This is a genomic window from Ramlibacter sp. PS3R-8 (genome assembly GCF_037572435.1).
In the GTDB taxonomy this organism is placed as follows: Bacteria; Pseudomonadota; Gammaproteobacteria; order Burkholderiales; family Burkholderiaceae_C; genus Ramlibacter.
Genome location: NZ_JBBHGT010000001.1, coordinates 1605701 through 1628084 on the forward strand (window position 1 = coordinate 1605701; position 22384 = coordinate 1628084).

General features: G+C 67.9%; 22 protein-coding genes, 1 tRNA gene and 1 pseudogene. 13 read left to right on the forward strand and 11 right to left on the reverse strand.

Features of this window, described 5'->3' with window-relative positions:
* Complete coding sequence (locus WG902_RS07685; RefSeq protein WP_340059359.1) at positions 1–963, reverse strand: CAP domain-containing protein; 963 nt, start codon at positions 961–963, stop codon at positions 1–3.
* Between the two features lie 163 nt (positions 964–1126).
* On the opposite strand from WG902_RS07685, the gene WG902_RS07690 reads away from it, so the two are divergent.
* The gene (locus tag WG902_RS07690; RefSeq protein ID WP_340059360.1) at positions 1127–1756 is read left to right on the forward strand and encodes a response regulator transcription factor; all 630 of its coding nucleotides are present in this window, start codon (positions 1127–1129) and stop codon (positions 1754–1756) included.
* On the forward strand, positions 1746–3458 hold the full coding sequence (locus WG902_RS07695) for a hybrid sensor histidine kinase/response regulator (RefSeq protein ID WP_340059361.1): 1713 nt from the start codon (positions 1746–1748) through the stop codon (positions 3456–3458). Before WG902_RS07690 ends, WG902_RS07695 begins: the two co-directional genes overlap by 11 nt.
* Before the next feature lie 68 nt (positions 3459–3526).
* On the opposite strand, the gene WG902_RS07700 is transcribed toward WG902_RS07695, so the two are convergent.
* Complete coding sequence (locus WG902_RS07700) at positions 3527–3829, reverse strand: hypothetical protein (protein ID WP_340059362.1); 303 nt, start codon at positions 3827–3829, stop codon at positions 3527–3529.
* 120 nt (positions 3830–3949) lie between these two features.
* On the opposite strand from WG902_RS07700, the gene greB reads away from it, so the two are divergent.
* Both greB and WG902_RS07710 read left to right on the forward strand, forming a co-directional pair.
* Positions 3950–4519, forward strand: coding sequence for a transcription elongation factor GreB (gene greB, locus WG902_RS07705; RefSeq protein WP_340059363.1), 570 nt, complete (start codon positions 3950–3952; stop codon positions 4517–4519).
* 191 nt (positions 4520–4710) lie between these two features.
* On the forward strand, positions 4711–6813 hold the full coding sequence (locus WG902_RS07710) for a nidogen-like domain-containing protein (protein ID WP_340059364.1): 2103 nt from the start codon (positions 4711–4713) through the stop codon (positions 6811–6813).
* A 16-nt stretch (positions 6814–6829) separates the two neighbouring features.
* On the opposite strand, the gene WG902_RS07715 is transcribed toward WG902_RS07710, so the two are convergent.
* The 4 genes from WG902_RS07715 to WG902_RS07730 form a co-directional block, all read right to left on the reverse strand.
* Positions 6830–9094: a RelA/SpoT family protein gene (locus WG902_RS07715; protein WP_340059365.1), complete on the reverse strand. Its 2265-nt coding sequence runs from the start codon at positions 9092–9094 to the stop codon at positions 6830–6832.
* A 121-nt stretch (positions 9095–9215) separates the two neighbouring features.
* A complete protein-coding gene (rpoZ, locus tag WG902_RS07720; protein WP_077592946.1) occupies positions 9216–9419 on the reverse strand; it encodes a DNA-directed RNA polymerase subunit omega in 204 nt (67 codons plus the stop codon).
* A 19-nt stretch (positions 9420–9438) separates the two neighbouring features.
* Positions 9439–10056 (reverse strand): guanylate kinase, encoded by a 618-nt coding sequence (gene gmk, locus WG902_RS07725; protein ID WP_340059366.1) that lies wholly within the window; start codon positions 10054–10056, stop codon positions 9439–9441.
* A gap of 16 nt (positions 10057–10072) precedes the next feature.
* Positions 10073–11005 (reverse strand): YicC/YloC family endoribonuclease, encoded by a 933-nt coding sequence (locus WG902_RS07730; RefSeq protein WP_340059367.1) that lies wholly within the window; start codon positions 11003–11005, stop codon positions 10073–10075.
* Between the two features lie 80 nt (positions 11006–11085).
* Between WG902_RS07730 and WG902_RS07735 the strand changes: the two genes are divergently transcribed.
* The 6 genes from WG902_RS07735 (at position 11086) to WG902_RS07760 (ending at position 16763) form a co-directional block, all read left to right on the forward strand.
* Entirely contained in the window at positions 11086–12093 is a 1008-nt protein-coding gene (locus WG902_RS07735; RefSeq protein ID WP_332824511.1) for a serine/threonine protein kinase, read from the forward strand.
* On the forward strand, positions 12090–12992 hold the full coding sequence (locus WG902_RS07740) for a PP2C family protein-serine/threonine phosphatase (RefSeq protein WP_340059368.1): 903 nt from the start codon (positions 12090–12092) through the stop codon (positions 12990–12992). The genes WG902_RS07735 and WG902_RS07740 overlap by 4 nt, the downstream gene beginning before the upstream one ends.
* 70 nt (positions 12993–13062) lie before the next feature.
* Complete coding sequence (gene rph, locus WG902_RS07745) at positions 13063–13785, forward strand: ribonuclease PH (RefSeq protein WP_340059369.1); 723 nt, start codon at positions 13063–13065, stop codon at positions 13783–13785.
* A complete protein-coding gene (gene rdgB, locus WG902_RS07750; RefSeq protein ID WP_340059459.1) occupies positions 13785–14387 on the forward strand; it encodes an RdgB/HAM1 family non-canonical purine NTP pyrophosphatase in 603 nt (200 codons plus the stop codon). The genes rph and rdgB overlap by 1 nt, the downstream gene beginning before the upstream one ends.
* Positions 14384–15646 (forward strand): radical SAM family heme chaperone HemW, encoded by a 1263-nt coding sequence (gene hemW, locus WG902_RS07755; protein WP_340059370.1) that lies wholly within the window; start codon positions 14384–14386, stop codon positions 15644–15646. The genes rdgB and hemW overlap by 4 nt, the downstream gene beginning before the upstream one ends.
* Positions 15647–15848: 202 nt before the next feature.
* Complete coding sequence (locus WG902_RS07760) at positions 15849–16763, forward strand: NAD(P)-dependent oxidoreductase (RefSeq protein ID WP_340059371.1); 915 nt, start codon at positions 15849–15851, stop codon at positions 16761–16763.
* 4 nt (positions 16764–16767) lie between these two features.
* On the opposite strand, the gene WG902_RS07765 is transcribed toward WG902_RS07760, so the two are convergent.
* Positions 16768–17757: a Bug family tripartite tricarboxylate transporter substrate binding protein gene (locus WG902_RS07765; RefSeq protein ID WP_340059372.1), complete on the reverse strand. Its 990-nt coding sequence runs from the start codon at positions 17755–17757 to the stop codon at positions 16768–16770.
* A 97-nt stretch (positions 17758–17854) separates the two neighbouring features.
* On the opposite strand from WG902_RS07765, the gene WG902_RS07770 reads away from it, so the two are divergent.
* The 3 genes from WG902_RS07770 to WG902_RS07780 all read left to right on the forward strand — a co-directional run bounded on the left by WG902_RS07770 (position 17855) and on the right by WG902_RS07780 (position 19986).
* Positions 17855–17944, forward strand: a tRNA-Ser gene (locus WG902_RS07770).
* 105 nt (positions 17945–18049) lie between these two features.
* On the forward strand, positions 18050–18844 hold the full coding sequence (locus tag WG902_RS07775; protein WP_340059373.1) for an alpha/beta fold hydrolase: 795 nt from the start codon (positions 18050–18052) through the stop codon (positions 18842–18844).
* 2 nt (positions 18845–18846) lie between these two features.
* Positions 18847–19986 (forward strand): PAS domain-containing sensor histidine kinase, encoded by a 1140-nt coding sequence (locus WG902_RS07780; protein WP_340059374.1) that lies wholly within the window; start codon positions 18847–18849, stop codon positions 19984–19986.
* A 15-nt stretch (positions 19987–20001) separates the two neighbouring features.
* Here WG902_RS07780 and WG902_RS07785 read toward each other — a convergent pair whose 3' ends face one another.
* The 4 genes and pseudogenes from WG902_RS07785 to ureE all read right to left on the reverse strand — a co-directional run.
* Entirely contained in the window at positions 20002–20355 is a 354-nt protein-coding gene (locus WG902_RS07785; RefSeq protein WP_340059375.1) for a hypothetical protein, read from the reverse strand.
* Between the two features lie 87 nt (positions 20356–20442).
* The gene (ureG, locus tag WG902_RS07790; RefSeq protein WP_340059460.1) at positions 20443–21087 is read right to left on the reverse strand and encodes an urease accessory protein UreG; all 645 of its coding nucleotides are present in this window, start codon (positions 21085–21087) and stop codon (positions 20443–20445) included.
* A 64-nt stretch (positions 21088–21151) separates the two neighbouring features.
* Positions 21152–21907: an urease accessory protein UreF gene (locus tag WG902_RS07795; protein ID WP_340059376.1), complete on the reverse strand. Its 756-nt coding sequence runs from the start codon at positions 21905–21907 to the stop codon at positions 21152–21154.
* Positions 21852–22352, reverse strand: a pseudogene (gene ureE, locus WG902_RS07800) (urease accessory protein UreE); the annotation flags it as partial. The gene WG902_RS07795 and the pseudogene ureE, both read right to left, overlap by 56 nt.
* Between the last annotated feature and the right edge of the window lie 32 nt (positions 22353–22384).

The following is a 22384-nucleotide window of genomic DNA, read 5'->3' on the forward strand; positions in this document are numbered from 1 at the left end:
TCAGTTGCGAAACGCCTGCGTCACCATCAGCCCGTGCTTGCCCGCGTCGAGGATGCCGATGCCCAGCCGGCCGAACTGGGGCCGCAGGATGTTGGCCCGGTGGCCGGGCGAGCGCATCAGCCCGGTGTGCGCACTGTGCAGCGTGGGCGCCAGCGCCAGGTTCTCGCCGGCCGACAGGTACGTCACGCGCGCCTGCTGCAGGCGATTGCCCAGATCCTTGCCTTCGGGCGAAACATGGGCGAAGTAGCTGCGTGCCAGCATGTCCTGGCTGTGCGCGCGCGCCACCTGGACGAGCTCGCTGTCCGCCCGCACCGGCTTCAGGCCTGCGGCGCGGCGCTCCGCATTCACGAGTTCCAGCATCCGGCTTTCCAGTTCCGGCCGCGCCGGCGCCGTCGTCACGCGGAAGTCCAGGGCCAGGCGCTCACGCGTTTCCGGCTGCACGGTCAACGCCTGCAGCGTGCGCTGCACCACCGGGTGGAAGACCGGCGCGAGCCGCACCTCCACCCATTCGGCCGGCGCCGCAAGGCGCGGGGCCAGCGCGCTGTCTTGCGCCCAGGTGCCGATGCGCGCACCCAGCGGCAGCGTCAGCAGCAGCACCGCGGCGATCACGGCGTGGACTGCTCCGTTCACGCTGCCCGGGAGCAGCCCGAAGAAGCGGTTGACCAGGTGCCGGTGCACGCCGCGCGGCAGGCGCGCCGCCAGCTGCAGCACGACCACCCCCAGGACCTGGTGGACCAGCACGAAGATACCCACGAAAGCCAGCGGCGCGATCCAGATGCCGAACGAAGGCGCCAGCTTCGCGATCCAGCCGCTGGCCTCCCGGTAACCCAGGAACGCGGCCGCGAGGCCGGCCGCCAGCGTCAGCAGGTCCAGCGCGGAGAACAGGAAGCCGCGCGCCCAGCCGGTTGCGGCGCCGACCAGCACGAGGAGCAGGAGCAGCAAATCGACCAGGTTGAAATCCACCGGCCGAGCGTATGCGCAGTGGCTCGACACATGGCGTAGGACGTTGCCGGCGGTTCCAGGCGGATCGTCGGGTGCCGCGGGGTCCCCCAAATGGGGTAGACCGTGCCGGCCTTCACAGTCACCACAATAGCGTTCTAAGTTTTATGTCAGGGCTGTACAGGTCATGTTCCGACTCTTGATCTGCGACGACCACCCCGCGATTCGAACCGCCCTGAGACTGCTCGCCTGCGAAGGCATGCCCGGCGGCTGCGACGTCACCGAGTGCGCCAGCGCCGAGGAACTGCTGGCGCTGCTGTCGCAGGACCAGCATTACGACTTCATCACGCTCGACCTGCAGTTGCCCGGCCGCTCTGGCCTGGATGTGCTGGCGGAGGTCAAGCAGCTGAGGCCGAACGTGCCCGTGATGGTCTTCTCGGCCGACGAAAACCCGGAACGCGTGACCGAGGCGCTGCAGGCCGGCGCCACCAGCTACCTGTTCAAGACGGCGTCGGAGCCCGTGCTGGCCGAGGCCTTGCGCGCGGCGGCGGCGCATCGCACCGCGTTGCCTGCCCCTTATGTCCGCGAGTGGAACGGCCGCAAGGGCCTGGAAGACCTTGCGCTTTCTGCCCGCCAGCGTGAAGTGCTGCAGTGCCTGCTGCGCGGCATGTCGGCCAAGCAGATCGCGCGCGCGCTCGGCATTTCGGACGGCACCGTCAAGAGCCACACGGTCGCGGTGTTCCGCGCACTCAACGTGAGCTCGCGCGCGCAGGTCGTGCTGGAGGCACATCGCCGGGGAATCCCCTTTGGCGCCTGAGCAGCACGAACAGGAACGCCTCTCGTTCGCGCTCGAGCAGAGCATCTCCGCGTCGTACATAGGCATCTCGGCGACGCTGGTGCTGGCACTGGCCGCCGCCCTGGGAACGGGGGCGGTTGCGGCCGCCGCCTGGGCCGTGCTGATGGTGTCCATCCTGGTGTTGCGCGGGTGGGTGCTGCGGCGGGCGGTGACGCGTCTGGGTGAGCCCGGCGGGCCTGCGCAGGCGAACAAGGACTTCACGCTCTCCACCGTGGTGCTGGCATTCACCATCGGCTCGCTGCCTGCCATCGCCTTTCCCGGCATGACCCTGGAGCTGCGTATGGTGGTGACGGTGTTCCTGTGCCTCTGGTGCTGTGCGGCGATGGCCTCGCTGGGCCTGACGCCCCGCCTCTTCACCGTCTACCTGCTGCTCGTGCTGGGCGGGCTCGCGGTGGGCTGGGCCCGCACGGAGATGCCCGGGGCCCGCTACACGGCAGTCGCGATGGTGCTCTACATGGTGGTATTGCGGGCGTTCTCCCACAACTTCACCCGACGGATCGTGGAGGGGATGGCCATCCGCGCCGAGAACGACGCGCTGGTGCGCCAGTTGTCCGCCGCCAACGAGGCCAAGACGCGCTTCATCATGGCCGCCAGCCACGACCTGCGACAGCCGCTGCACGCCATCAGCTACCTGGGCGGCGTGCTGGCGCGGGCCCGTGACCCGGCCGACGTGCGCAGTGCGAACGAAGCGCTCACCGCCGCCGTCGAGGGGTTGAACAAGCTGTTCTCGGCGATCCTGGACCTGTCGCGCATCGACAGCGGCGCGGTGCGCATGCACCCCGTTTCGTTCAAGCTGGACGGGCTCGTCGCGCAACTGGACAGCGAGTACCGCACGCTGTGCGTCGCCTCCGGACGGCGCTGGGAGTGCCAGGTGGAAGCGGCCACCGCCTTGACGGATCCCGTCCTGCTGGAGCGCGTGCTGCGCAACCTGCTGGACAACGCCATGAAGCATGGCGGCGACGGCATGGTGCGTTTGGCCGTGGAGCGGCGCGGGGACGAAGTGGTGATCACCGTCAGCGACAACGGCCCGGGCATCCCGCTGGAAAGCCGCTCCCGCGTGTTCGACGAGTTCTATCGTGGCAACGAGACGGGGCCGCCCGGCCTGGGGCTGGGCCTGTCGATCGTGCGGCGCCTGGTGGATCGCCTGGGCTGCCGCGTCGTGATCGACTTCACCGATGCGCAAACGCAGTCCGGCGCCGCTATCTCCGTGCACATCCCGCAAGGCTCGGCGCTGCTGGAGGAGGCCACGCCCGCGCTGCCAGGCCATGGGAGCGCAGATGAAGAAGACGTGTCGGGCCTGGCGGTGCTGGTGATCGATGACGACGCCACGGTGCTGCATGCCACGCGCGCCTTGCTGGTGCAGTGGGGCTGCCGCGTCGCGACCTGCGGGCGCGGCGACGTGCTGGACGAGGTCGTCGCCGGGCTTGGGCCGCTGGACGTCGCGGTGGTCGACTACCGTTTGGATGGGGGCCGCAACGGGCTGGACCTGGTGGAAGGTGTGCGCGACCGGCATCCCGGCATGGGCGTGGTGATGGTGACGGGGGAGTCGGACCCGCAGGTGCTGGACCAGCTTGCCGAAAGCGGCCTGCCCGTGCTGGAAAAGCCGGTCAGCCCGCGTGACTTGCGGCGGACGCTGGCCTTGTTCAAGGCGGCGGATGCATGAGCCGCGGGGCCGCCCCAAGGCGAATCCCGCAGCGCGTAGCGCGGAGGGTAGTCAAGTAAGCCCGTGGATCACTGCGGATGTTCGTTGCGCTGGGCCCGCCGCCACGCGGCGCGGGCGGCCTCGCGCGCTTCTTCCCAGCGCAGGCGCGAACGGCCCCGCACCTGGTCGAAGTCGTTCTTCAATTCGCCTTCCAGGCTTTCGAATTCGCCGCTGCGGCGCACGGGCCCGGTGTAGCCCACGCGATAGGCCGGACCGTAATCCTCGTACGTGAACTCGGTTCGGTAGTACGGCTCGGTCCGGTACGCATGCCGCCAGTACGCTTCTTCGGCGGTCGGGTTGACGACAGGAGGGAAAGTCAGTGTGGCGGTCAAGGGCGTCTCCTCGGACCCGGCCATCGTGCGTCGCCGCGCAGGCTCGGCCATACGGACGCCTGCCTGTCCCCCTGTAGGACGGCCGCCCCGGCCGCCGGCCCACTCGCTATGCTCGGTCCCATGAGCAAGGCGTTCACGCGCGAGACCGACACCGACGAAGACGATGACGTCGGCGAGCTGCCGTCCGTGCCCGCCGGCGGCAAGAACTACATCACCCCGCAAGGCTATGCGCGGCTGCGCACCGAGCTGCTGCAGTTGATCGACGAAGAGCGGCCGAAAGTGGTGGAGGTGGTGCACTGGGCCGCGAGGAACGGCGACCGCTCCGAGAACGGTGACTACATCTATGGCAAGAAGCGGCTGCGCGAGATCGACCGCCGCATCCGCTTCCTGACCAAGCGGCTGGAGATCGCGGAGGTGACGGACCCGTCGCTGCACCACGGCCGCGACCAGGTGTTCTTCGGCGCCACCGTCACCTATGCGGAAGAGGACACCGGCGCCGAGCGCACGGTCACCATCCTGGGCATCGACGAGGCGGACAGCGCGCAAGGCCAGGTGAGCTGGATCGCGCCGATCGCGCGGGCGCTGCTGAAGGCGCGGGTCGGGGACGTCGTCAAACTCGTGACGCCTGGCGGAGGCAAGGACGTGGAAGTGTTGGCGGTGGCCTACCCCAGGCAGGAGGAATCGCGGTGAGGGAGCTGGCCCTGCATGTGGGGATGCACAAGTCCGGGTGAGGGGCTCCCTCGCGGAAGTGTTGCGCGTCTGCCACCCCGCCGCCAATTGCAACCATTTGTTCCCCCTTTCGGGGGATAGACCGTCCCATGCCCGTTTGGCATCGTTTCGCCCTTCAGGCGCGTTGGGCGGCTGACAACTTCGGACAAAGCATGGCAAACCTGGTCAACAACCTCGGCGGAGCCGCGGGCTTCGGCGAGAACTTCGTTCCCCGCAACGACGACTACTACACCACCGGCATCGACCTGCGCACGATCTTCGGCTCCGCGGGGCTGAACTTCTTCGGCACGAACTACAGCTACGTCTCGGTCAACAACAACGGCAACATCACGCTGTCCGACACCAACTCCGGCGGCCTGGGCACGTTCACGCCGTTCGCGCTGGCCAACGGCGGCTACGCCATCATCGCCCCCTTCTTCGCCGACGTCGACACGCGCCTCTCGGGCACCGGCTCCGCGGCGCCGAACCAGGTGACCCCCACGCCGGGCGGCACGTCGCGGGGTTCCGACCTCGTCTGGTACGACATCAATTCCGCCGGCAACGGAACGCTGACGGTGACCTGGGACGACGTCGGCTATTACTCCTACCAGACCGACAAGCTCAATGCGTTCCAGCTGCAGATCGTCGGCCAGGGCGGCGGCAACTTCGACATCATCTTCCGCTACGAGAACATCGACTGGACCACCGGCGGTGCGAGCGGCGGTTCGGGCGGCCTCGGCGGCACGATCGCGCGCGGCGGCTACTCCACGGGCGACGGCGCCTCCTGGTACGAGCTGCCGCAGTCGGGCGACCAGGGCGGCATGCTGTCGCTGGAAGACCTGCCGGGCAACACCGGCGTGGACGGCTACTACAAGTTCAGCGTGCGCAGCGGCACCGCCGCGGGCGAGCGCATGCGCGGCACCGCAACCGACGACCTGCTGGCGGGCGCCGGCGGCAACGACACCATCAGCGGCCTGGCCGGCAACGACTACCTGATCGGCAACGCCGGGGTCGACCGCCTGCTGGGCGGCGCAGGGGACGACACCTACTCCACCGATGGCATCGACGTGGTGGTGGAACTCGCGCGCGAGGGCAACGACACGGTGTTGTCCAGCAGCACCTACACGCTCGGCGCGAACGTCGAGAACCTGCAGCTGACCGGCACGACCGCCATCAACGGCACCGGCAACACCCTGGACAACGTGCTGGCAGGCAACTCCGCCAACAACACGCTCGACGGCAAGGGCGGCATCGACACGGTCGACTATTCGCTCGCACAGTCCAACATCACCGTCGACCTGAACCTGGAGACGGCGCAATACATCTATGGGCAGGGCTACGACACGCTGCTCCACATCGAGAACGTGATCGGTACCAACTACGGCGACCGCCTGACGGGCACCGCCGGCGCCAACGTCCTGAACGGCGGCCTCGGCGCCGACACCATGATCGGCGGCAATGGCAGCGACACCTATTTCGTCGACAACACGTCGGACGTCGTCACCGAAAGCACCGCCGGCGCAGCCGGTGGACGCGACCTGGTGTACAGCTCGCTGGCAGCGTACACGCTCGGCGCCAACGTCGAGAATGGGGTGATCCTGGCCACGGGCGCGGCCAGCATGACCGGCAATTCGCTGGGCAACACGATCTACGCCGGCATCGGCAACAACGTCATCGCGGCCGGCGGCGGCATCGACACCCTGTCCTATGAATTCGGCATCGCCGGCACCGCCGGCGTGAAGGTCAGCCTCGCGGTCACCACGGCGCAGGCCACCGGCGGCTCCGGCACGGACCGGATCAGCGGGTTCGAGAACCTCATCGGCTCCGCGCGCAACGACCGGCTGTCTGGCAGCACCGGCGACAACCTGCTCGATGGGGGCTCGGGCGCGGACATCCTGTCCGGTGGCGCGGGCAGCGACACGCTTGTCGGCGGCATCGGCCGCGACGCCCTCACCGGCGGCGCAGGCGACGACGTCTTCCGCTTCACCGCGTCGCGCGACACCGGCGCGACCAGCGCGGCGGCCGACGTGATCAGCGACTTCGTGCGCGGGCAGGACCTGGTCGACCTCTCGCTCATCGACGCCAAGGCGAGCGTGGCCGGCAACCAGGCCTTCACTTTCATCGCCGGCGCCGCCTTCAGCGCCACCAACGCGTCCGGCCAGCTTCGGGTGCAGGGCGGCGTCCTGTACGGCAGCACCGATGCGGATGCGGACGCCGAGTTCGCGATCGCGCTCACCGGCATCGGCGCGCTGTCGGCCGCCGACCTGGTGCTGTAAACAAGGGGAGCCCGGGCTACGTGCCCGGGCGGATGCGCCGCGCGTTCATCACCGACTGCGTGCGCTTCAGGTTGCGCAGCACCGACTCCAGGTGCGCTCGGTCGCGCACCGACACCACGAAGCGCAGGTCCGTGGCGTCCTGCGCGCGCTCGTCGTCCATGTCCACGTGCGTGATGTCCGCTTCGGCGTTGGCCAGCGCCGCGGCGACGCGGGCCAGCGCGCCCTTGCCATTTTCCACGGTGACCAGCACGCCGGTCTCGAAAGCGCGCACCGGCTCGTCCGACCATTCGACGCCGATGAAGCGCTCCGCATCCTTGTGCTGCAGGCGCTTGGCGACCGTGCAGTCGACGGAATGCACCACCAGCCCCTCGCCGCGGCCAAGGTAGCCGAGGATCGGATCCCCCGGGACCGGTCGGCAACAACTGGCGAACTGCACCGAGGCGTTCTCGCTGCCATCGAGCGTGAGGCCGCCCTGGGAAACGCTTTCGTGCGCCGTGAAGCGCTCGCGGCTCAGGAGCAACGCGTCCGGCTTCTCCCCCATCTCGCCCAGCAGCGTCATCAGCCGCTTGGCCACGATGCTGGCGATGCGCTTGCCCAGGCCCAGGTCGGTGAGCAGTTCCGCCTGGCTCTTGTTGCCGGTGAACCGCAACAGCTTTTCCCACAGCCCATGGTAGGTCTCGTCGTCCGGCGGCAGCTTGTCCATGCCCTCGGCCCGCAGCGCCTGCGCCAGCAGCTTCTCGCCGAGCTGCTGTGACTCCGCGTGCGCCAGCGTCTTCAGGTGATGGCGGATCTTGGAGCGGGCGCGGCCGGTGCGCACGAACCCCAGCCACGCCGGGTTCGGCGTCGACACCGGCGCGGTGACGACCTCCACCACGTCGCCGTTCTTCAGCTCGGTGCGCAGCGGCACCTGGGCGCCGTTGATGCGCGCAGCCACCGTGTGGTCGCCCACGTCGCTGTGGATCGCGTAGGCGAAGTCCACGACGGTGGCCCCGCGCGGCAGTGCCAGGATCTGGCTCTTGGGCGTGAAGACATAGACGGCGTCCGGGAACAGGTCGATCTTCACGTGGTCCCAGAACTCCGCGGCGTCGCGCGTCTCGTTCTGGATGTCCAGCAGCGACTGCAGCCACTTGGTGCCCAGGCGCTCGGTGTTCTCTTCCTGCGGCGCGCTCGCCTTGTACAGCCAGTGCGCCGCCACGCCGGACTCGGCCACCAAATGCATCGCCTCGGTGCGCAGCTGGAATTCCACGTTCACGCCCGAGGGCCCCACCAGCGTGGTGTGCAGCGACTGGTAGCCGTTGATCTTGGGGATGGCGATGTGGTCCTTGAAACGGCCCGGCACCGGTTTGTACAGCTGGTGCAGCAGGCCCATCGCCGTGTAGCAGTCCGTCACCGTCGGCACGACGATGCGAAAGCCGTAGATGTCGGTGACCTGGGCGAAGCTCAGGTGCTTCTCGTCCATCTTCTTGTAGATGGAGAACAGCGTCTTCTCGCGGCCGGCGATGCGCACCTTCAGGGCCGCCGCCTCGAAGCCGGCCTCGACGTCGCGATGCACCCGCTGGATCAGGTCGCGCCGGCGGCTGCGGGCCTTCGAGACCGCCCGGGACAGCACCGCATAGCGCCACGGCTTGAGGTACTTGAAGGCCAGCTCCTGCAGCTCCCGGTAGGTGGTGTTCAGGCCCAGCCGGTGCGCGATGGGCGCATAGATGTCCAGCGTTTCCGAGGAGATGCGCGCCCACTTCTCGCGCGGCACGTCTTCCAGCGTGCGCATGTTGTGGGTGCGGTCGGCCAGCTTGACCAGGATCACGCGCACGTCGCGCGCCATGGCCAGCAGCATCTTGCGGAAGGACTCGGCCTGGTTCTCCTCGCGGGTGTTGAACTGCAGCTTGTCCAGCTTGGTCAGCCCGTCCACGAGTTCGGCAACGGCCGCGCCGAAGCGCTCGATCAGCTGCGCCTTGGTGACGCCGCAGTCCTCGATGGCGTCGTGCAGCAGCGCGGCCATCAGCGCCTGGGCGTCGAGCTTCCACTCGGCGCATTGCGCGGCCACCGCGATGGGGTGGGTGATGTAGGGTTCGCCGCTGGCGCGCATCTGGCCCAGGTGGGCCTCGTCGGCGAAGCGGTAGGCCTTGCGGACGGCTTCGACTTCCGCAGGGTCGAGATAGTCGAGGCGGGCGGTCAGCGCGGCAAAGCTGGCCGCGGCGGCATTGGCCGCGGCAGGGCTGGGACGGATCGGACTGCTGGGCCGCTTGCCGCTGCCCGAAACCGGTGGGAGCACCGCACTCATGGCCTTAATGTAGCGCGCTGCTCCGGCCGCGCGGCGCCACAAGTGAAAAAGGCACCCCGAGGGGGTGCCTTTCCGAGATCTTCTGGATCCCCGCCTGCGCGGGGATGCCGGCACGCTTCGCTTAGCCGGGCACCTTCTTCAGCATTTCGAGCCCGATCTTGCCTTCGGCAATCTCGCGCAAGGCGGTGACGCCGGGCTTGTTCTTGCTCTCGATCTTGGGCGCGTGGCCCTGGCTCAGCATGCGGGCGCGATAGGTCGCGGCCAGAACCAGCTGGAAGCGGTTCGGGATTTTTTCGAGGCAGTCTTCGACGGTGATGCGGGCCATGAATTCTCCGGGAGGGTGTCTAGATGCCGAGGGCTCGGAAGGTGGCCGCTCGGGCGCGGCGCTGGGACACATACTTGAGCCGCTGGGCGTGGACGATCGCTTTCAGGTCAAAAAGCGCTCGCTCAAATAACTCGTTGATTATAACGAAGTCGAATTCCTTTGCCTGCGACAGTTCGGCCTCCGCGTTTCGCAGCCGGGTTTCGATCACCTCGGGGGCGTCCTCGCCGCGCCGCTCGAGCCGCAGCCGCAGTTCCTCCCAGCTGGGAGGCAGGATGAAGATCAGCACCGCGTTGGTGAAGATGCGCTTGATCTGCAGGGCGCCCTGCCAGTCGATTTCCAGGATGACGTCGGCGCCGTGCGCGATGCGGTCCTCGATCGCCTTCTTCGAGGTTCCGTAGCGGTGGCCATGGACGTTGGCCCACTCCACGAAGGCGTCGCCCAGCACCATCTGGTCGAACTCGCCGGCGGACACGAAGAAATATTCGCGCCCGTGCTTTTCCTGGCCGCGCGGCGGCCGCGTCGTGTGCGAAACGGAGGGCTGCACGTGCGAGTCCAGCTCGCGCAGGGCATTCACGAGGCTGGACTTGCCCGCCCCGCTGGGAGCCGCCACGACGAACAGGTTGCCTGGGTAGTCCATGGCGGATTCTAAAGACTCATTCCAGGTTTTGAACCTGTTCGCGCATCTGCTCGATCAGGACTTTCATGTCCACCGAGATGCGCGTGAGTTCGAGCAGGGCCGATTTCGAGCCCAGGGTGTTCGCTTCGCGATGCAGTTCCTGGATCAGGAAGTCCAGCCGCTTGCCGACCTCGCCGCCCTTCTTGATCAGGCGCTCGATCTCGTCCAGGTGCGCTGCCAGCCGCGTGAGCTCCTCCGCCACGTCGATGCGGATCGCGAAGGACGTGGCCTCGGTCAAGGCGCGGTCCTGCGCGGCGTCGTGCGCCACGGCGCCTTCGGACAAGGCCATCGCCTCTTTCCAGCGTTCCAGGAAACGCTGGCGCTGCTGCTCCACCAGTTGCGGCACCAGCGGGCGGGCCTGTCCGGCCAGCGTGCGCAGTTGCTCCAGGTGCCCCAGGAGCATCTTGACCAGGCGGGCGCCTTCGCGTTCGCGCGCCGCCACCAGTTCGCCGAGCGCCTGGCCGGCCAGCTTCATGAGGCCTTCGCCCCAGTCGACGTCGCCGGTGCTTTCCGCCGCGGACAGTCGCAGGATCTCCGCCACGGACAAGGCGGGGGCGTCCGGCATCCAGGTTCGCACCACGTCCTGCACCGCGGCCAGCCGCTGCAGCATGGGCATGCCGGGCTCGCGCACCACCTCCGCGCCGGCGCCTTCGACACCCGCGCGCACTTCGACCTTCCCGCGCTTGACGCGCGAGGAGATCAGCTCGCGCAGGGCGGGCTCGTGGGCGCGCAATTCCTCCCCCAGACGGAACGAAAGGTCCAGGAAGCGGCTGTTGACCGAGCGTATTTCCAGACCGAGACGCATCCCGGCGCCGGGATGTGTTGCAGTCTTGCCGCCATCGTTGCTGGCCGGTGACGTTCCGGGGCTGAGTTGCGCCGAGGCGTAACCGGTCATGCTGTAAACTGCCATGCAGAGGGATCTTTGAAGTTCGTTGCGGGGGATTTCGAGGAACGCACGGGGCTTCGGCAGGCCCGAACATTCTTCAAATTATGTCAAAGGTCAAACCCGCCCCCTTGCCGCCGGACACCGTGATCGGTGGTTACCGGGTCGTGCGCAAGCTTTCAGCGGGTGGTTTCGGCGTCGTCTACCTCGCGGTGGACAACGAGGGCCAGCAGATCGCCATCAAGGAATACCTGCCTTCCTCGCTGGCCACGCGGCCACCCGGGGAGCTGCTGCCGCAGGTCGCGCCGGAAAAGCTTTCCCTCTACCGCCTCGGCCTCAAGAGCTTCTTCGAAGAAGGCCGCTCCCTCGCGCAGATCTCGCACTCCTCCGTGGTGAGCGTGCTGAACTTCTTCCGCGAGAACGAGACGGTGTACATGGTGATGAACTACCTGGAGGGCGCCACCCTGCAGGACTTCATCATCACCGCGCGCGAGCTGAAGAAGCAGAAGGTCTTTCGCGAATCCACCATCCGCTCGCTGTTCGACGAGATCCTGCGGGGCTTGCGCATCGTGCACCAGCACAAGATGCTGCACCTGGACATCAAGCCGGCCAACATCTTCATCACCGACGACAACCGCGCCGTGATGATCGATTTCGGCGCCGCCCGCGAAGTGCTGTCCAAGGAGGGCAACTTCATCCGCCCGATGTACACGCCCGGCTTCGCCGCCCCGGAGATGTACCGGCGCGACTCCTCGATGGGCCCGTGGACCGACATCTACGCCATCGGCGCGTGCATCTATGCCTGCATGCAGGGCTACCCGCCCAACGACGCGCCGCAGCGGCTGGAAAAGGACCGCCTCGCCCTGGCGCTGTCACGGCTGCGCGGGGTGTATTCGGACAACCTGATCGAGGTGGTCGAATGGTGCATGTCCCTCGACCCCCTGTCGCGCCCGCAATCGGTGTTTGCCCTGCAGAAGGAGCTGAGCCGGGAGGGCGAACGGCGCTATACCAAGTTGTCGGTCGGTGAGAAGATGCGGCTCCAGTTCGACAACATGGTCACGGACACCAAGAAGAACATGAAGAAGGCGACCGGTTTCGGGGCGAAAGCCAAGTGAAGTTCTCCGTTTTCCAGGTCAGCCGAAAAGGCGGCCGCGAGAAGAACGAAGACCGCATGGGCTATTGCTACACGCGCGAGTCGGGCCTGTTCCTGCTGGCCGACGGCATGGGCGGCCATCCGGAAGGCGAAGTCGCCGCGCAGCTGGCGCTGCAAACCATCTCGGCCCTGTACCAGAAGGAAGCAAGGCCCGTCGTCCAGGACGTGACCGAATTCCTCTCCGCGGCGCTGATGGCCGCGCACCACCAGATCATCCGCTACGCCAGTGAAAAGGGCATGCTCGACACGCCGCGCACCACGCTGGTGGCGGCCATCGTGCAAGGCCAGCACGCCACCTGGGTGCATTGCGGCGACTCGCGGCTGTATGTCGTGCGCGGCAGCGAGCTGCTCACGCGCACGCGTGACCACTCGTACCTGGAGCAGCAGAACGCCGGCGTGATCCGCATGGACCGGATCAACCGCAACATCCTGTTCACCTGCCTCGGCTCGCCCACCAAGCCCGTGTTCGACGTGACCGGGCCGGTGCAGCTGCAGCAGGGCGACAAGATCCTGCTGTGCTCCGACGGCCTGTGGGGCAGCCTGGAAGACATCGACATCGTGCGCGAGCTCAGCACCAAGCCGGTGGCCGAGGCCGTGCCCGACCTCGTCGAAGGCGCGCTGCGCAACGGCGGCGAGCAATCGGACAACGTGACGGTGATCGCCCTGGAGTGGGAGACGCCGGACACCTTCGAGTCCACCCGCGGCATTTCCACCGACAGCATCAGCGACGGCGTGTTCGCCTCCACCATCCAGGCCGGCGTGCTGGACACGCTGGTGGATGACCTGGACGACGCCGCCATCGAGCGCTCCATCGCCGAGATCAACGAGGCGATCCGGCGGTCCGCGGCCAAGAAGGGCTAACACAGGGGGTCGGGGCCGAGGCTTGGGCGCTGGGTGCAAAATCACGCCCTTCCCAAGCCTTCGAGTCCCTATGCCCTTCCAACGTGCCGGCCGTACCGCCGACCAGCTGCGTCCCGTGCGCATCACCCGCGGCTTCACCATCCATGCCGAAGGTTCGGTGCTGATCGAGTTCGGCGCCACCCGCGTGCTGTGCACCGCCTCCGTGGAGGAAAAGGTTCCTCCGCACAAGCGGGGCAGCGGCGAAGGCTGGGTGACCGCCGAATACGGCATGCTGCCCCGCGCCACGCACACCCGCGGCGACCGCGAGGCAGCGCGCGGCAAGCAGAGCGGGCGCACGCAGGAGATCCAGCGGCTCATCGGCCGGTCGCTGCGCGCGGTGTTCGACCTCAAGAAGCTGGGCGAGCGCACCATCACCCTCGACTGCGACGTGCTGCAGGCCGACGGCGGCACGCGCACGGCCGCCATCACCGGCGCTTTCGTCGCGGCGCAGGATGCGGTGAATAAGCTCCTGGCCGCCGGCAAGATCACCGCAACGCCGGTGCTCGGCCCGGTGGCGGCCATCTCGGTGGGCATCGTCGACGGCACGCCGCTGCTGGACCTGGAATACGTGGAAGACGTCGCCTGCGACACCGACATGAACGTGGTGATGACCGGCGCCGGCCATTACGTGGAGGTGCAGGGCACCGCCGAGGGCGCCGCCTTCACGCGCGCGGAAATGGACGAACTGCTGCGGCTGGCCGAGAAGGGCATCGGCGAGCTCGTCGAGATGCAGCGCAAGGCGCTGGCTGCGTGATGGACCGCCTCGTGCTCGCCTCCAACAATGCCGGCAAGCTGGCGGAATTGCGGGCGATGTTCGCGCCGCTGCGGCTGAGCCTGGTGCGGCAGGGCGAGCTCGGCGTGCCGGAGGCGGAGGAGCCGTTCGGCACCTTCGTGGAGAACGCGCTGGTCAAGGCGCGCAATGCCGCGCAGCACACCGGCCTGCCGGCGATCGCCGACGACGCGGGGCTGTGCGTGGATGCGTTCGGCGGCCGTCCCGGAGTGCACACCGCCCACTATGCGACGCAGTTCGGCTATCCCAAGGGCGACGACAACAACGTCAAGGCGCTGCTGGAGCAGATGCGCGGCATCAGCCAGCGCCGGGCCGCGCTGGTCAGCACCCTGGTGGCCGTGCGCACGCCCGATGATCCGGAGCCGCTGATCGCGGTGGGGCGCGTGGTCGGCGAGATCGCGCGGCAGCCGAGGGGCAACAACGGTTTCGGCTTCGACCCGGTGATGTACATCGAGCGCTTCGACAGGACGTTCGCCGAGCTGCCCGCGGACGTGAAGAACGCGCACAGCCATCGCGGCCAGGCCGCGCGCCAGATGGTGGAGCTGATCCGCGAACGCTGGCTATGACGGCAGACATCCAGCACTACATGCGGCCGGGCACGCTGCAGCTGGCGGCCTTGCCGCCGCTGTCGCTGTACGTGCACCTGCCCTGGTGCCTGAAAAAGTGCCCGTACTGCGACTTCAACTCGCATGAGATTGCTCCCCCCAAGACGCCTGCGGCGTCGGCCCCCCAAGGGGGCGCATTCGGCTTGGGGCGGCCCGGCGCCGAATGGAATCCGTCCGCAATGCCGGAGGCGCGCTACATCGACGCGCTGGTCGCCGACCTGGAGGGCGCGCTGCCGCTGGTGTGGGGCCGCCAGGTGCACAGCATCTTCATCGGCGGCGGCACGCCCAGTCTGTTCTCGCCGCAGGCGATCGAGCGCCTGCTGTCGGCGGTGCGCGCGCGCCTGCAGCTGGTGCCGGATTGCGAGATCACGCTGGAGGCGAACCCCGGCACCTTCGAGAAGGACCGGTTCAAGGCCTTCCGCTCCGCCGGCGTCACGCGGCTGTCCGTCGGCGTGCAGAGCTTCAACGACGCGCACCTGCGCGCGCTGGGGCGCGTGCATGACAGCCGGCAGGCGATCGCCGCGGTGGAAGAGGCCGCGGCGTCCTTCGACACGTTCAACCTCGACCTGATGTACGCGTTGCCCGGCCAGACGCTGGAGCAGCTGGAGGCCGACGTGACGCAGGCGATGTCGCTGATGCCGCCGCACCTGTCGATCTACCACCTGACGATCGAGCCCAACACCTACTTCGCCAAGTTCCCGCCCGTCACGCCGGCGGACGACATGGCTTACGCCATGCTCGATCGCATCACCGAGATGACCGCCGCCACCGGGATGGAGCGCTACGAGGTGTCCGCATACGCCAAGCCGGGGCACCGCTGCTGGCACAACTTCAACTACTGGCAGTTCGGCGACTACCTGGGCATCGGCGCGGGCGCGCACGGCAAGATCAGCTTCCCGCACCGTGTGGTGCGCCAGGTGCGCTATCGCGAACCGAAGCTGTACATGGAGAACGCCTTGCGCGGCCAGGCGATCGCGCAGGACGAGGAAGTGGCGCGCGCGGAGTTGCCGTTCGAGTTCATGCTCAATGCGCTGCGGCTGAAGGATGGCTTCCTGCTGCAGGATTACGTCGCCCGCACGGGCTTGCCCCTGAGCACCATCGAGCCGGCGCTGCAGCAAGCGCAGGCCAAGGGGCTCATCGAGCGCGACCTGTTGCACGTGAAGCCGACGGAGCGCGGCTTCGATTTCCTGTCCGATTTGCAGTCGCTGTTCCTCACCTGATGCCGGGGTGCGCTTCGCGCAACCCGGCCTACGGAGTGCTGCAGTCGCTGTTCCTCGCCTGATGCCGGGGTGCGCTTCGCGCAACCCGGCCTACGGGAGTGCGGCCCTCGTAGGCCGGGTTGCGCGAAGCGCACCCCGGCGTTCCCCTGATTCGGCCACGCCGAACCCGCGTTAGCATGCTTCAAACCACCAGGAGTTTTCCATGCGCATCGGCATCGCCGGCACCGGCAAGATGGGCGCCACCATCGCCCGCCGCCTCGCTTCCCTCGGACACGAGGTGGCCGTCTGGAATCGCTCGCCCGACAAGGCGCAGCCGCTGCTGAAGGACGGCATCGCGTGGGCGGAATCGCCGCGCGCGCTGGCGCAGCGATCCGAAGTCGTCATCTCGCTGCTGACCAACGAGCAGGCGCTCGATGCGGTGTACTCGGGCCCCGACGGCCTGTTCTCCGCACCGGTCACCGGCAAATTGTTTCTCGAGATGAGCACGGTCGCTCCTGCCAAGCAGCAGGAGATGGGTCGCAGGGCTGCGGAGGTGGGCGCGGCCTACCTGGAGTCGCCGGTCGGCGGCAGCGTCGGCCCGGCCAAGGAGGGCAAGCTGATCGCCTTCGTCGGCGGCGCCGCCGATGACGTGGCGCGGGCGCGCCCGCTGCTGGACCAGCTTTGCAAGCGCGTCGAGCACGTCGGCCCGCACGGGGCCGGCGAGACCATGAAGCTCGCCGTCAACCTGCCGCTGATGGTGTACTGGCAGACACTGGGCGAAGCGCTGTCGCTGGTGCAGCCGCTCGGGCTGGATCCGCAGCGCGTGATCGACATCCTGTCCGACTCGTCGGGCGGTCCCAACATGCTCAAGGTGCGCGGCGGAATGATCGCGCAGGCGCTGTCCGGCGAGAAGCCGCCCGCCGTGACGGTGGACCTGGCCACGATGCGCAAGGACGTGCGGGCGATGGTCGAAGAGGCGCGCAGCCACGGCCGGCAACTGCCGCTGACCGTGGAGACGCTGAAGAACTTCGACCGCGCCGCCAAGGAGGGCCTCGACGGCGCGGACTGTTCGCAGTTGCCCGTGTGGTGGCTGGCGGCAGGCGGGAAGAACCAGGCCGATCCTCGCCCGTCGCAGTGACGGGTCACTCCAGCTTCATGTCCCGGATCACCGGGCGGAACTGGTCCATCTGCCGGCGCAGGATCGCTTCCTGTTCGGCCGGCGTCGAGCCGACCGGTTCGGCGCCCAGTTCGACCAGCCGCTTGGAGACCTCGGGATGCTTCACCGCTGCAATCACTTCGCGGTTCAGGCGGTCGATGATGTCCTTGGGCGTTTTCGCGGGAGCGAAGATGCCGTTCCAGCCTTCCAGCTCCAGGTTGGGGAAGCCGAGTTCGCGCACCGTCGGCACGTCGGGCAGCACGGCCATGCGCCGTGAAGCGGTGGTCGCCAGCGCCTTCAGGCTGCCGGCCTTGATCTCCGCCAGCGAGGACGACAGCTGGTCGCCGCCCACCTCGATGCGGCCGGCCAGCATCTCCTGCTTCAGCGGCGCCGCGCCCTTGAAGGCGATGTGCTCCATGTCCACCTTGGCCTCTCGCTTGAAAGCCTCGCCGAGCACGTGCACCGTGGAACCGGGACCGGTGGAACCATAGTTGTACTTCAGGTTGGAATTGCCGCGCAGCAGGGTGGCCAGCTCCTTCAGGTCCTTGGCCGGAACGCTGGGCGCCGCGGTCAGCACGAAGGGCACATACACGGCGATGGAGACACCGGCGAAATCCTTGTCCGCATCGAAGGGCGAGCGCTTGGCAAGCGTCTGCGCCACCGACGACAGAGGGAAGGTCAGGTTGTGCATCATGATCGTGTAGCCGTCCGGTGCGGCCTTCGCGAGCGCGTCCGCGCCGATCGCACCGCCGGCACCGGCACGGTTGTCCACGGTCACCGGCTGGCCCATGCTTTCGGACATGCGTTGCGCGACGAGTCGCGCGACGATGTCGGTGGTGCCGCCCGCCGGGAAGGGCACGATCATCCGGATCGGTTTGGAGGGGTAGGCCTGCGCATGCGCCCCCGGGGCGGCGGCGATGACGCCGAGCGTCGCGAGCACGGCGGCCGTGATGCGACGGAATGGTTTGAACTGCATTGGGGGGTCTCCTCGAGTGTGCGGAGCATCGTAGATGCGCGGTGGCATACCGGCAGAGAGAAGATTCCCTGAGGCGCAGCATAGAATCGCCGCACCCGGAAGCGTGGCAGAGCGGTTGAATGCACCGGTCTTGAAAACCGGCGATGTCGCAAGACATCCGTGAGTTCGAATCTCACCGCTTCCGCCAACCCCTTGCTTGGCTGCCCACGGCTTTCGCCGGACGTCAGTCTGTTCTGCAAAGTCAGCCTGCTCCTACAGGCGATTCGGGGTAGACCAGACACAATCGCGCGACATGTCTGCACTCCAGAGAAACAATGTCCACGTCCAGGGCGAAGGCCCGCCCATGGTCTTCGTGCACGGCTTCGGCTGTGACCAGTCCATGTGGCGACGGCTCGCACCTTATTTCGCGGAGCGCCACCAGGTGATCCTGCTGGACCTGGTGGGCGCGGGCCACTCGGACCTGTCCGCCTACGACAAGCAGAAATATTCGACGCTGCAGGGCTACGCCGACGACGTCTGCGAGGTGCTGGACGAAGTCACCACCGCTCCGGTGGTCTTCGTGGGCCATTCGGTCAGCGCGATGATCGGCATGCTGGCCAACCTGAAGTGCCCGGACCAGTTCCTCGCGCAGGTCATGGTGGGCCCATCCCCCTGCTACATCAACGACGGCGATTACACCGGCGGATTCGAGCGTGGCGACATCGAGTCGCTGCTCGAGACGCTCGAGAGCAATTACCTGGGCTGGTCCAGCACCATGGCCCCCGCCATCATGGGCGCCCCCGACGCGCCGGAGCTGGGGGTGGAACTGACCAACAGCTTCTGCCGCACCGACCCCGAGATCGCCAAGCAGTTCGCCCGCGTGACCTTCCTGTCCGACCACCGCGCGGACCTCCCGCGGCTGAAGGCGCCGACGCTCGTCCTGCAATGCAGCGAGGACATCATCGCCCCCATGGCGGTGGGCGAGTACATGAAGCGCACGCTGCCCAACTGCACGTTGCGGGTGATCGAGAACGTGGGCCACTGCCCGCACCTGAGCGCCCCGAGCGCCAGCGCCGCGGCCATGGAGCAATTCCTGGCCGGCCTGTAGTGATGGACACGCCCCTGCTGCCCGGGGCGGCCGCCTTGTACGACGCGGCTCCCTGCGGGCTGCTCGTGGCGGATGCGGACGGCCGGCTGCTCGCGGCCAACGGGACCGCCTGCCGGTGGCTGCGCCACGAACGCGAGGCCCTCGTGGGCTCCATGCGCTTCCAGGACCTGCTCACCATGGGCGGCCGCATCTTCCACCACACCCACCTGCAGCCCCTGCTGCGGATCCAGCACTCCGTGACGGAGGTAAAGCTGCAGATGAAGGATGGGCGGGGGACCGTGCTGCCGACGATGGTGAACATGACCGAGGTCGCCGGCGACGATCGCATGTTGGTGCACATCAGCTTTTTCATCGCAGAGGATCGGCACAAGTACGAGCAGGAGCTGCTGCTGCAGCGCCGGCGCCTGGAGGAGCTGGCCGATCGCCATGCGCAGGACCAGCGCGACCTGGTGGCCACCCGCGCGGAGGCCGAGGACCGTGCACAGTTCGCCGAGCAGCTGGTCGGCGTGGTCAGCCACGACATCCGCAACCCGCTGTCCGTGATCCACATGAGCACGGTGCTGCTGGAGCGCGGCAACCTGGACGCGCAGCAGCGCGCCGCGTTGGCCCGGGTGGGCCGCGCGGTGGTGCGTGTGAGGCACCTGATAGGCGACCTGCTCGATTTCACGCAAGCACGGCTCGGAGGCGGCATCAGCACGCGCGCCAGCGACGTCGACTTGCACCAGGCGGTGGCCGACAGCGTGGCGGAACTGGCGGTCGCCTATCCGGCGGCCATCTTGCGGCACGAGCGCCTGGGCCACGAAAGCTGCGTGGCCGACGCCGACCGCATCACGCAGGCCTTGGGCAACCTGGTGTCCAACGCGGTGAGTCACGGCGACCCGGAACGGCCGATCACGGTGCGGACAGAGTCGACGCAAGGCGGTTTTCGCATCTCGGTGCACAACGACGGAACGCCGATCCCGCCTGACGTGCTGCCGCGCCTGTTCGAGCCGATGGTGCGGGGCGCGGATGCGGGCAGCCAGGGCGTCGGCCTGGGGCTCTACATCGTGGCGGCCATCCTGCGCGCGCACGGCGGAACGGTCCGCGCGGAGTCCACCGCGCAGGCGGGCACCACCTTCATCCTGGAATTGCCGCGGAACTGATCGCAGGGGACGCGCTCAGGCCGCCGACGGCTGCTGCTCTCCCCACAACTGCACCGGCGCGCGCCGGATGAAGGACGGATCCTCGATGCGGCGGTCCCCGTGGTCGTCGGGGTGCGAGAACAGCAGGTCGCAGCCATGCATGTCGGCCTCGCTGCCCAGGAGGTGCTCGTGCCATCCCAGGTCGCGCAGGTGCTCCGAGAACATCGCCACCTGCCGGTAGCCGTCCAGTCGTCCCGTGGCGAACAGGGTGCCACCGCGGGACAGGCCGACCTGCAGGTCCAGCTTGTGGGTAAAGGGCAGGTGCCGGGCCATGGCATAGGCCTTGACGATGCGGTCGAAGCCCGGGGGCGGTTCGTGCAGGATTTCCATCGCAGGAAAAGTAAGCGCGACGGGAGCGCATCCGTGTAGGACAACCGCCCGTTCACGTTACATCTGCTGACTACCTCGAGCTGATCTTCACGCTTGAGCGAGCATCCCCTTGCGCTCGATGAACCGCACCACGTCGCCCAGCCCCGCGAGCGTCTTGAGGTTGGTCATGACGAAGGGCTTGTCCTTGCGCATCCGCCGGGTGTCCGCTTCCATCACGCCCAGGTCGGCGCCGACGTAGGGCGCCAGGTCGGTCTTGTTGATCACGAACAAGTCGCTCTTGGTGATGCCGGGCCCGCCCTTGCGGGGGATCTTCTCGCCCGCCGCTACGTCGATCACGTAGATCGTGAGGTCCGACAGCTCGGGGCTGAAGGTGGCGGCGAGGTTGTCGCCGCCGGATTCGATGAACACGATGTCGGCGTCCGGGAAGTCCCCGAGCATGCGGTCGATGGCTTCGAGGTTGATCGAGGCGTCCTCGCGGATCGCCGTGTGCGGGCAGCCGCCGGTTTCCACGCCCATGATGCGCTCGGCCGCCAGCGCGCCGCTGACCGTCAGCAGGCGCTGGTCTTCCTTGGTGTAGATGTCGTTGGTGATGGCGACCAGGTCGTAGCGGTCGCGCATCGACTTGCACAGCATTTCGAGAAGCGTCGTCTTGCCGGAGCCGACCGGCCCGCCGATGCCCACGCGCAGCGGCGGCAGCTTCTTCGTGCGGTGGGGAATGTGGTGCAGCAGAATCACAGGGCAACCTCCGGGCGGAGCCCTGCGGTTGGTGCCCCTTCGGGCGGCCGTGCGGGGCGGGTCATGATCGGAACAATCGGGAGTACTGGGTTTCGTGCTGCGCGGAGAGGATCGCCAGCATGGGGGCGAACGCTTGTCGTTCATCGTCCTGCAGCGCGCATGCTGCATCGACGGCTGCGGGAATGTCGGCTGCCAGCCGCGCCAGCATGCGCTGCCCCGAGCCCTGGCCGAGCGGCACGGACTTGATGGCGGACTGCGTCATGTTCTCGGCCCAGCCGAAGGCGAAGGTGAGGGCGATGTGGCGCGGGGAGGCGCCGCTGCTTGCGGCTGCCAGCGCGAATGCAACGGGGTAGGAGGCCGGCAACGCCGGGGTGCCTTCGGCAACCCGGCCTACGGGGGATTGCCATCCGGTAGGCCGGGTTGCCGAAGGCACCCCGGCATTCCTGAGCGACTTCTCCCACTCTCCCAGTGACCTTCCCATCTGCTCGGTCTGCAATCGCAACTCGCTCGTCTCCCGCGTCTGTCGGACCCACGCGTCCAGCGCATCTGCACGGCCGGGATTCGCGGCCACGGCCGCGACCACGGCAAGGTCGGACCGCGCCAGCGCGACATGCAGCTGGTCCACCAGCCAGTCGCCCGCACTCGTCTCGTCGTGCACCAGCCCCGCTTCGACCGCGGCTTCCAGTCCCTCCGAATACGAGAAGCCCCCGACCGGCAGCGCGGGCGAGGCCAGCCAGATCAGCCGCAGCAGCGTCGCATCAGTGATTGTGGTGGTCGTGTCCATCGTGTCCATGCGCATGCCCGCCGTGCGATCCATAGGCGCCGGATTCCGGCTCGAAGGCCGCATCCGCCGGCTTGACGATCAAGTGCATGGCACGCAGCATGTCGGCCAGCACGTGGTCCGGCTCGATCTTCAGGTGGTCCGGCTTCAGCTCGATCGGAACGTGGCGGTTGCCCAGGTGGTAGGCGGCGCGCACCAGGTCGAACGGGGTGCCGTGTTCGCTGCACGGGGTGATCACGAGCACCGGCTGCGGGGAGGCGATCACGCGCACCATCGAGCCGTCTTCCGCCACCAGCACGTCGCCACCCCGCACCACCGTGCCGCGCGCCAGAAACACGCCGAGCGCGCGGCCTTGCGAATCGATGGCGTCGAAGCGGCTTTTCTGCCGTACGTCCCAGTCGAGTTCCACGGTGGCGGCGCGTTGGAGCAGGACAGCGGCGAGGCCGTGGCCCTGGGGGAGGAGTTTGGTGGCGGTGAGCATCGTGAGTGTTGTCGGGGTCGCGTTGCGAACCC

What these genes read in the sequence shown, in the direction of transcription:
- WG902_RS07690 (WP_340059360.1), top strand. Translation starts at nt 1,127, where the DNA reads ATGTTCCGACTCTTGATCTGCGACGACCACCCCGCGATTCGAACCGCC.
- greB (WP_340059363.1), top strand. Translation starts at nt 3,950, where the DNA reads ATGAGCAAGGCGTTCACGCGCGAGACCGACACCGACGAAGACGATGAC.
- WG902_RS07710 (WP_340059364.1), top strand. Translation starts at nt 4,711, where the DNA reads ATGGCAAACCTGGTCAACAACCTCGGCGGAGCCGCGGGCTTCGGCGAG.
- WG902_RS07715 (WP_340059365.1), bottom strand. Translation starts at nt 9,094, where the DNA reads ATGAGTGCGGTGCTCCCACCGGTTTCGGGCAGCGGCAAGCGGCCCAGC.
- rpoZ (WP_077592946.1), bottom strand. Translation starts at nt 9,419, where the DNA reads ATGGCCCGCATCACCGTCGAAGACTGCCTCGAAAAAATCCCGAACCGC.
- gmk (WP_340059366.1), bottom strand. Translation starts at nt 10,056, where the DNA reads ATGGACTACCCAGGCAACCTGTTCGTCGTGGCGGCTCCCAGCGGGGCG.
- WG902_RS07730 (WP_340059367.1), bottom strand. Translation starts at nt 11,005, where the DNA reads ATGGCAGTTTACAGCATGACCGGTTACGCCTCGGCGCAACTCAGCCCC.
- WG902_RS07735 (WP_332824511.1), top strand. Translation starts at nt 11,086, where the DNA reads ATGTCAAAGGTCAAACCCGCCCCCTTGCCGCCGGACACCGTGATCGGT.
- rph (WP_340059369.1), top strand. Translation starts at nt 13,063, where the DNA reads ATGCCCTTCCAACGTGCCGGCCGTACCGCCGACCAGCTGCGTCCCGTG.
- rdgB (WP_340059459.1), top strand. Translation starts at nt 13,785, where the DNA reads ATGGACCGCCTCGTGCTCGCCTCCAACAATGCCGGCAAGCTGGCGGAA.
- hemW (WP_340059370.1), top strand. Translation starts at nt 14,384, where the DNA reads ATGACGGCAGACATCCAGCACTACATGCGGCCGGGCACGCTGCAGCTG.
- WG902_RS07760 (WP_340059371.1), top strand. Translation starts at nt 15,849, where the DNA reads ATGCGCATCGGCATCGCCGGCACCGGCAAGATGGGCGCCACCATCGCC.
- WG902_RS07765 (WP_340059372.1), bottom strand. Translation starts at nt 17,757, where the DNA reads ATGCAGTTCAAACCATTCCGTCGCATCACGGCCGCCGTGCTCGCGACG.
- WG902_RS07775 (WP_340059373.1), top strand. Translation starts at nt 18,050, where the DNA reads ATGTCTGCACTCCAGAGAAACAATGTCCACGTCCAGGGCGAAGGCCCG.
- WG902_RS07780 (WP_340059374.1), top strand. Translation starts at nt 18,847, where the DNA reads ATGGACACGCCCCTGCTGCCCGGGGCGGCCGCCTTGTACGACGCGGCT.
- WG902_RS07785 (WP_340059375.1), bottom strand. Translation starts at nt 20,355, where the DNA reads ATGGAAATCCTGCACGAACCGCCCCCGGGCTTCGACCGCATCGTCAAG.
- WG902_RS07795 (WP_340059376.1), bottom strand. Translation starts at nt 21,907, where the DNA reads ATGGATCGCACGGCGGGCATGCGCATGGACACGATGGACACGACCACC.